Source organism: Sciscionella sediminilitoris, from assembly GCF_000737195.2.
Lineage (GTDB): Bacteria > Actinomycetota > Actinomycetes > Mycobacteriales > Pseudonocardiaceae > Sciscionella > Sciscionella sediminilitoris.
This window is the reverse complement of sequence record NZ_JALM01000035.1, coordinates 104,170-110,398: the sequence shown is the minus strand read 5'-3', so window position 1 is coordinate 110,398 and position 6,229 is coordinate 104,170. Positions and strand designations below refer to the sequence as shown.

At 72.0% G+C, this 6,229-nt stretch carries 6 protein-coding genes; 2 read left to right on the top strand and 4 right to left on the bottom strand.

Annotated features, from left to right (window positions below; all coding sequences use genetic code 11):
- Positions 1 to 112 precede the first annotated feature (112 nt).
- Both AD72_RS16340 and AD72_RS16335 read left to right on the top strand, forming a co-directional pair.
- Positions 113 to 2,092, top strand: a complete 1,980-nt coding sequence (locus AD72_RS16340) for a transglutaminase TgpA family protein (protein ID WP_051898680.1) — start codon at positions 113 to 115, stop codon at positions 2,090 to 2,092.
- Complete coding sequence (locus AD72_RS16335) at positions 2,082 to 2,666, top strand: hypothetical protein (protein WP_037346082.1); 585 nt, start codon at positions 2,082 to 2,084, stop codon at positions 2,664 to 2,666. The genes AD72_RS16340 and AD72_RS16335 overlap by 11 nt, the downstream gene beginning before the upstream one ends.
- A gap of 16 nt (positions 2,667 to 2,682) precedes the next feature.
- On the opposite strand, the gene AD72_RS16330 is transcribed toward AD72_RS16335, so the two are convergent.
- From AD72_RS16330 to AD72_RS16315, 4 genes are all read right to left on the bottom strand, one after another.
- Positions 2,683 to 3,075: a DUF3040 domain-containing protein gene (locus tag AD72_RS16330; protein WP_031467380.1), complete on the bottom strand. Its 393-nt coding sequence runs from the start codon at positions 3,073 to 3,075 to the stop codon at positions 2,683 to 2,685.
- Between the two features lie 118 nt (positions 3,076 to 3,193).
- Positions 3,194 to 4,471, bottom strand: a complete 1,278-nt coding sequence (locus AD72_RS16325) for a DNA polymerase IV (protein ID WP_051898679.1) — start codon at positions 4,469 to 4,471, stop codon at positions 3,194 to 3,196.
- A 31-nt stretch (positions 4,472 to 4,502) separates the two neighbouring features.
- Entirely contained in the window at positions 4,503 to 5,504 is a 1,002-nt protein-coding gene (locus AD72_RS16320; RefSeq protein ID WP_051898678.1) for an MBL fold metallo-hydrolase, read from the bottom strand.
- Position 5,505: 1 nt separating this feature from the next.
- Positions 5,506 to 6,222: a class I SAM-dependent methyltransferase gene (locus tag AD72_RS16315; protein ID WP_031467377.1), complete on the bottom strand. Its 717-nt coding sequence runs from the start codon at positions 6,220 to 6,222 to the stop codon at positions 5,506 to 5,508.
- Between the last annotated feature and the right edge of the window lie 7 nt (positions 6,223 to 6,229).

Genomic DNA, 6,229 nt, shown 5'->3' with positions numbered 1-6,229 from the left:
CGCGCGAAGCACCCAGCTCCCCCAGGGAGCGAGTGCACGTGAACGAGCTTGCGAGCGAACCGAGGACACCGCGCCCGCGCGAAGCGCCGAGCTCCCCCGGGGAGCGAGTGCGATGAGCGCGCGTACCGGAAACCGGCCGGGGGTGCTGCTGCCCGCGGCGGGCGGGATCGCGGTTCTCGCCGTGTCGACCGCGATGGCCGAGCTGATCGCCGGCGGGGCGTGGTTCGAATCGCTGTTCGGCGCGGTGGTCGTGATCGTCGGGGCGGGCATCCTGCTGCGCACTTTCGTGCCGCGGCTGCGCACCGCGTACGGTCCGCCGGTCGTGGTGCTCGTGCAGCTGTTCGTGCTGCTGTGCTGCTGTGCCTCGCTGTTCAGTGCCAACGCCGTGCTCGGCGTGCTTCCCGGACCGAGCGCGCTCGGCGATCTGGGCACGCTGCTGAGCACGGCGGTGGAGGAGATCCGCACCGGCCGCCCCCCGGTTCCGGCCACCGCGGCCATGCAGTGCCTGATTGTGCTGTCCATCGGCATCATCGCGGTGCTCGTCGACCTGCTCGTGGTCGACATCCGGATGCCCGCGGTGGCCGGGTTGCTGCTGCTCGGCGTGTACGCGGTGCCCGCCTCGCTCGCCGATGACCTGCTCCCCTGGTGGGGGTTCCTGCTCGGCGGGGTGGCCTTCGCGCTGTTGCTCGCGGTGGACCGGGCCCGCAGACAGCGCGAGTGGCGCGGTGAGGTCGGGCTGACCGGAACCGGTCTGCGGGTGACGACACCGATGGTGGCGGTCACCGGTGTCGCGCTGGCCTTGGCGCTGTTCGCCGGGGCGACGGTGACCGTGATCGGCACCTCCGGCACCTTCCCCGGCGAACAGGAGGGGCGTCGCACCGTGAACGGATCCTGGGGGCTCAACCCGTTCACCAAACTGCGCGGCGAGCTGGACAATCCCGATGACACGGTCGAGTTGTTCCGGGTGCGCGGGGATCAGGCGGACGCCGGGTACCTGCGCGCGGTGACGCTGTCCAAGTTCGATCCGCGCTCGGGCTGGCAGGTCGGCACGATCGGCAGCGGCCAGCAGCTGCGCGGCGAGCTGCAGCGGCCACCCGGTTCGGTACCCGCCCCGCGCACCGCGAACATCGACATTCAGCCGGTCAACTGGCGGGACAACTGGCTGCCGTTGTACGGGGTTCCCGGCCAGGTCAGCGGGCTCGATCCGCGGATCTGGCGATGGGATCCGACGATGAGCGCCGCGTTCGCCCGCAGTCCGACCGAACCCACCGACTACACCGAGCAGGCCAGCTTCGCCGTGCCCTCGTCCTCCGAACTGCGCACCGCACCGGCCGGGACCGAGGGCCTGCCCAATTCCGAGGAGTACACCCAGCTGCCTGCCGTGGATTCCGAGGTCCTCCGGCTCGGGGACCGGCTCACCGCGGGCAAGGGCAGCACCTTCGACAAGGTGCGCGCGATCTGGTCGTACTTCGTCGCACCGGGCAATTTCAGCTACTCGCTGCGCACCAGGCCGCAGAAGCTCGGTGATCCGCTCGCGGACTTCCTCTTCCACGGCAAGCAGGGCTTCTGCGAGCAGTTCGCCTCGGCCATGGCGGTGCTGGTGCGCAGCCAGCACATCCCGGCCCGGGTCGCGGTCGGGTTCACCCCGGGCACCAAGGAAAAGGACTACCGCTCGGTCACCACCCAGGACGCGCACGCCTGGGTGGAGGTGTACTTCCCCGGCTACGGCTGGATGACCTTCGACCCGACCCCGCTCGCCGACGGGCGCGGGGTCACCCCGCCCTATCTGCAGCGCGCGCAGAGCGTGGCGGCACCCGACAACAGCGCGGGGCCTGCCCCGTCCTCGGAGGTGCCCTCGGTCTCCCCCGGCCCGCCCGCACCGTCCAGGGACCAGCTCTCCATGAGCCCGGTGCTGCCGCCCGCGGAGGACGACGACTGGTGGCCGCCACTGGCCAAGGCGTTCACCCTCAGCGCGCCCAGTGGTGCCCTGTGGGTGCTGCTCGCCCTGCTCGTCCTGGCCGGCGGGCTGACCGGAGCGGTGCGGCTGCTCGCCAGGCGGCGCAGGACGAACGGGGGCAGGCATGCGCGCTGAATCACTGATCCGGGTGCTCACCGCGGGCGCGGCGGTGGCCTGGGCCCTGGCCGCGCTGCTCGCGCTGAGCTTCGTGTCCTGGTGGCTGGTGCTCCTCGCGCTGCTCGGGCTCGTGTTCGCGGCACCGGCGATGCTGCGCAGACAGCGGATGCGGCGACGGCTGCGGATCGCGGGCTCGGGCGCGCCGGATGCCGCGGCCGCGGGATGGCAGGAGGTACTGGACGCCTCGGCCGACCGCGAGGTGAAGCTTCCCGAGAACCGCTCGGTCCGTGCCATCGCCGCACGGATCGCCGATACCCACGAGCTGGACGAGGCCGCGAAGCAGAAACTGCGGTTGATCGTGACCGAACTCGAACGCAGCTGGTATGCCCCCGCCTCCGCGAGCACCAGGCCCGATCCCGGACTGGAGCAGGCGGTCCGGGAGGTTCTGGGAGCCCTCGCGCTCGCTCATCCGCTCCGGCCACGGGATCGGTTCTGGCCGCGTTCGGTGCTACGGCGCCCGGTTCCCACGGGCCCGGACCGGGCCGGATCGAACCGCGCGACGCCGGATCAGGGCACCGCCTCGGCGGGCTGACCGGCGGGCAGTCGGGTCAGCGGTCGTCGAACCGCTTGCGCAGCCGGTCCTCCATCCGCTTGGCGAGTGGGCTCTTGGCGCGGCCCTTGGTGGCGCCGCCCTTCGCCGATTCCGCCTCGTCCTGGGAACCGGCACGCAACGCGGTGATCGTCAGCACGACGCCGACGAACATCACGACGAATCCGACCACACTCACGATCGGGATCTCGGCGACTCGCAGCGGAATGACGAGCCCACCGAGCAGCAGTCCGAGACCGACGACGGCGAGCACTCCGCCCTGTAGTCGCCGACTTCGCGACGGTTTACTGAGCTTCGCCCCCCGTACGTTCGACGCGAACTTCGGGTCCTCGGTGTAGAGCGCTCGCTCGATCTGGTCGAGCTGCTGCTGCTCATGCTCGGAGAGTGGCACGACTCCTCCTCCGGCACTGCTCCACGTCGCCGGGCCCATGCTCCCGGCGGGTGACCTTCACGGCTGTTACCACCAGTCTACGAGTCTCGGCCCGGGCGGACTACCCGATCCCCGCAACTCATCGCGAGTCGTGCCGGTTGTTCCCCCGCCGGGCCCCTCCGGAGAGTAACGAGGCGGGGCGCACCACCGCGCCACCGAACCGTTCGTTGGCCTTGTCCGCGGCCACCTCGGCCTCCCGCCAGCTGTCCTCGGTCTCCGCGGCGAACTCCAGCTGTGTCGGCTCGTGCTCGGTCTCCCCGAGGCCCTCGGTACGCACCCCGAGCAGCCGGATCGGCCCCGGGGCGACCGCGGTGCTCAGCAGCCGTTCGGCGTGCCGGTACACCTCGCGGGAGGAGTCGGTCGCCGCGTGCATGGTGTATGCCCTGGTGATCGTGCGGAAGTCGGAATAGCGCACCTTGATCGAGATCGTGCGGGCCCGCAGTCCTTTGCGACGCAGGCTCGCGGCCACCCGCCCGGAGAGCCGCAGCAGTTCCCGGCGCAACACATCCGGGTCCTCGTAGTCGTACTCGAAGGTGGTCTCCGCGCCGAGCGACTTCTCCTCGTTGTGCGGGGTCACCCGGCGCTCGTCCACCCCGCTGGCCAGGGTGTGCAGGTGTTCGGCCGCCGCGTTGCCGACCAGTTTGCGCAGCCGGGCGAGCGGAATGTCGGCGATATCACCCACGGTCTCCATCCCGTAGGAATGCAGCTTACGCTCGGTGACCTCACCGACACCCCACAGCGCGGAGACCGGGAGCGGATGCAGGAACTCCAGCACCTCCCCGCGCGGGACCACGACCATGCCGTCCGGTTTGGCCAGCCCGGAGGAGAGCTTCGCGATGAACTTGCTCGGCCCGACCCCGACCGAGCAGCTCACCCCGTGCGCGGCGAAGACCCGGGCACGCAGCTGCTCGCCGAGCTGGGCCGGGGTGCTGCGCAGCCGCCGCAGCGCTCCGGACACGTCCAGGAAGGCCTCGTCCAGGCTGACCGGTTCGACCAGCGGAGTCAGTTCCCGGAACAGTGCCATCACATCCCGGGACACCGCCGCGTACTGCTCGAACTCGGGTTCGAGGAACACCGCGCGCGGGCACAGGGTGCGTGCCCGGGAGGCGGGCATCGCCGAGCGCACCCCGTATTCGCGGGCGATGTAGTTCGCCGAGGACACCACCCCGCGGGCCCCGCCGCCGGCCACCACGACCGGTTTGCCCGCCAGGTCGGGGCGTTCCCGGGTGGAGACCGAGGCGAAGAAGGCGTCCATGTCCACGTGCAGGATCGGGCAGCCCTCGTCGGAAGGCCACGGACGATCCGGTGTCACCCGGTACGCGCTCGACCCGCGCGGCAGCTGCCCACTCCGACCCATGTGGCCAGCTTAAGGCCAGACCCCGACAGTCTCAGCGCAGCGCCGCGCAGGTGCCGAGCAGCCGGGCCAGCGCGGCCGGTTCCCTGGACGGCGGTCCGAGGCCGAGATAGTCGCGGCGCACCGTCTCCAGGGTGATCGCCAGCCGCTCCTGATCGTGCCAGTGCGCGAAGGCCGCGTTACCCCGGTCGTCGAGCAGCCGCCGGGCCGCGGTGCGCACATCGGCACCCGCCGCGAAGGCGCGCCCGCCCGCTTCCACGAGCCAGCAGAAGTAGTCCCGCAGTTCCCGCACCCGCCCGGGCCCGCAGGGTGGCCCGTGTCCCGGCACGTACGTGCGCGCCCCCAGTTCGAGCAACCGGTCCAGCGCGGAGATCCATCCGGTGACCGGCCCGTGCCAGCACACCGGGGCCACCCCGATGAACAGCAGGTCACCGCAGAACACCAGCTCCGCATCGGGCACGTGCACCACGACATCGGAGCGGGTGTGCGCGGGACCGAGGTCGACGAACCGCACCGGCCGCCCGCCGACCGAGAGCTCGAGCGCTCCGGTGAACGGGTGGTCCGGAAGCCGGGTGCGCACCGCGCCGTGCTCGAACGGGCCGAGCATCCCGTGCACGTAACCGCCGAGCCGGCCGGCGGCTCCGGGCAGCCGCGCGCCGAGTTCGGCGAGCCGGTCCATGCGGGCCATGCGCGCCGGGTCGTCTCCGGCCATCGCCTCGATCGCCGCCTCGGTGGCGTACACCGCGGCCGACCCGGGAAGCGCGGCGTTCCCCCACCAGTGGTCGCCGTCCTCGTGCGTGTTCACCGCGGCGGTGATCGGGGTGCCGTCGAGTTCCCCGGTCAGCGCACCGAGGAAGCGCCGCGCCTGGGCCAGGTCCCAGAGCGTGTCCACGACCAGTGCCGCGCCGTCCCCGCGCACCGCGCCCGCGTTCGTCTCACCCCAGGATCCGTTGGGCTGCAGCCAGGCGTACACACCATCGGCCGGTTCGGTGAGACCGGTCGCGAACTCTCCTGCCGCGCCGCGCAGGGTGCCCATCTCAGCGGGGCCGGACGAGCGCGTGCAGCTGGGCGGCCATCTCGCGCAGCGGTGAGGTGCCCGCCGCGGCCAGCTCCAGCTGGGCCAGCGCCTCGGCGACACCGGGATCCTCCGCGGTGGCACCGGGGACGAGATCCGCGAGCACGCCGTAGCCGTGCAGCGAACTCACCTCGAGCCCGGCCTCCTCCAGAGCCGTGCGCAGGGAATCCACGTCGAACCGGCGCGCGAGGATGTCCCCGGCCGGTGCGCCGTCGGGATCGTCGAGCAGCCGGTGTGCCTCGATCACCCGCCCGGCGAGCACCATGCGCAGCAGGGTCGCGTACTTGTTGGCCACCAGCAGCGAGATCGCCCCGCCGGGGGCGGTGACGGCCCGCAACGCGGCGAGAGCGGCACCGACGTCGTCGACCACCTCGAGGATGCCGTGCCCCAGCACCAGGTCCGCCCCGCCGGATGGCACGCAGTCAGCGAGCGCCTCGGTGTCCCCCTGCACGGCGGTGATCAGTTCGGCGACGTCCGCGTCCACCGCCCTGCGGCGCAGATTCGCCAGCGCGTCCGGGCTGGGATCGATCACGGTGACCGCGGCGCCGAACTCGGCGAGCGGTACCGCCCAGCCTCCGGTTCCCCCGCCGACATCGACAACCCGCACCGGCTCGGCTCCCCGTGCCCGTGCGGCTTCCAGCTCGGTACGCAACGCGCGTCGCACGGCATCGGCTCGCATGACCGTG

Excerpts from the sequence above, each read along its gene's own strand:
- AD72_RS16335 (WP_037346082.1), top strand. The coding sequence starts at position 2,082 with ATGCGCGCTGAATCACTGATCCGGGTGCTCACCGCGGGCGCGGCGGTG.
- AD72_RS16325 (WP_051898679.1), bottom strand. The coding sequence starts at position 4,471 with ATGGGTCGGAGTGGGCAGCTGCCGCGCGGGTCGAGCGCGTACCGGGTG.
- AD72_RS16340 (WP_051898680.1), top strand. The coding sequence starts at position 113 with ATGAGCGCGCGTACCGGAAACCGGCCGGGGGTGCTGCTGCCCGCGGCG.
- AD72_RS16315 (WP_031467377.1), bottom strand. The coding sequence starts at position 6,222 with ATGCGAGCCGATGCCGTGCGACGCGCGTTGCGTACCGAGCTGGAAGCC.
- AD72_RS16320 (WP_051898678.1), bottom strand. The coding sequence starts at position 5,504 with ATGGGCACCCTGCGCGGCGCGGCAGGAGAGTTCGCGACCGGTCTCACC.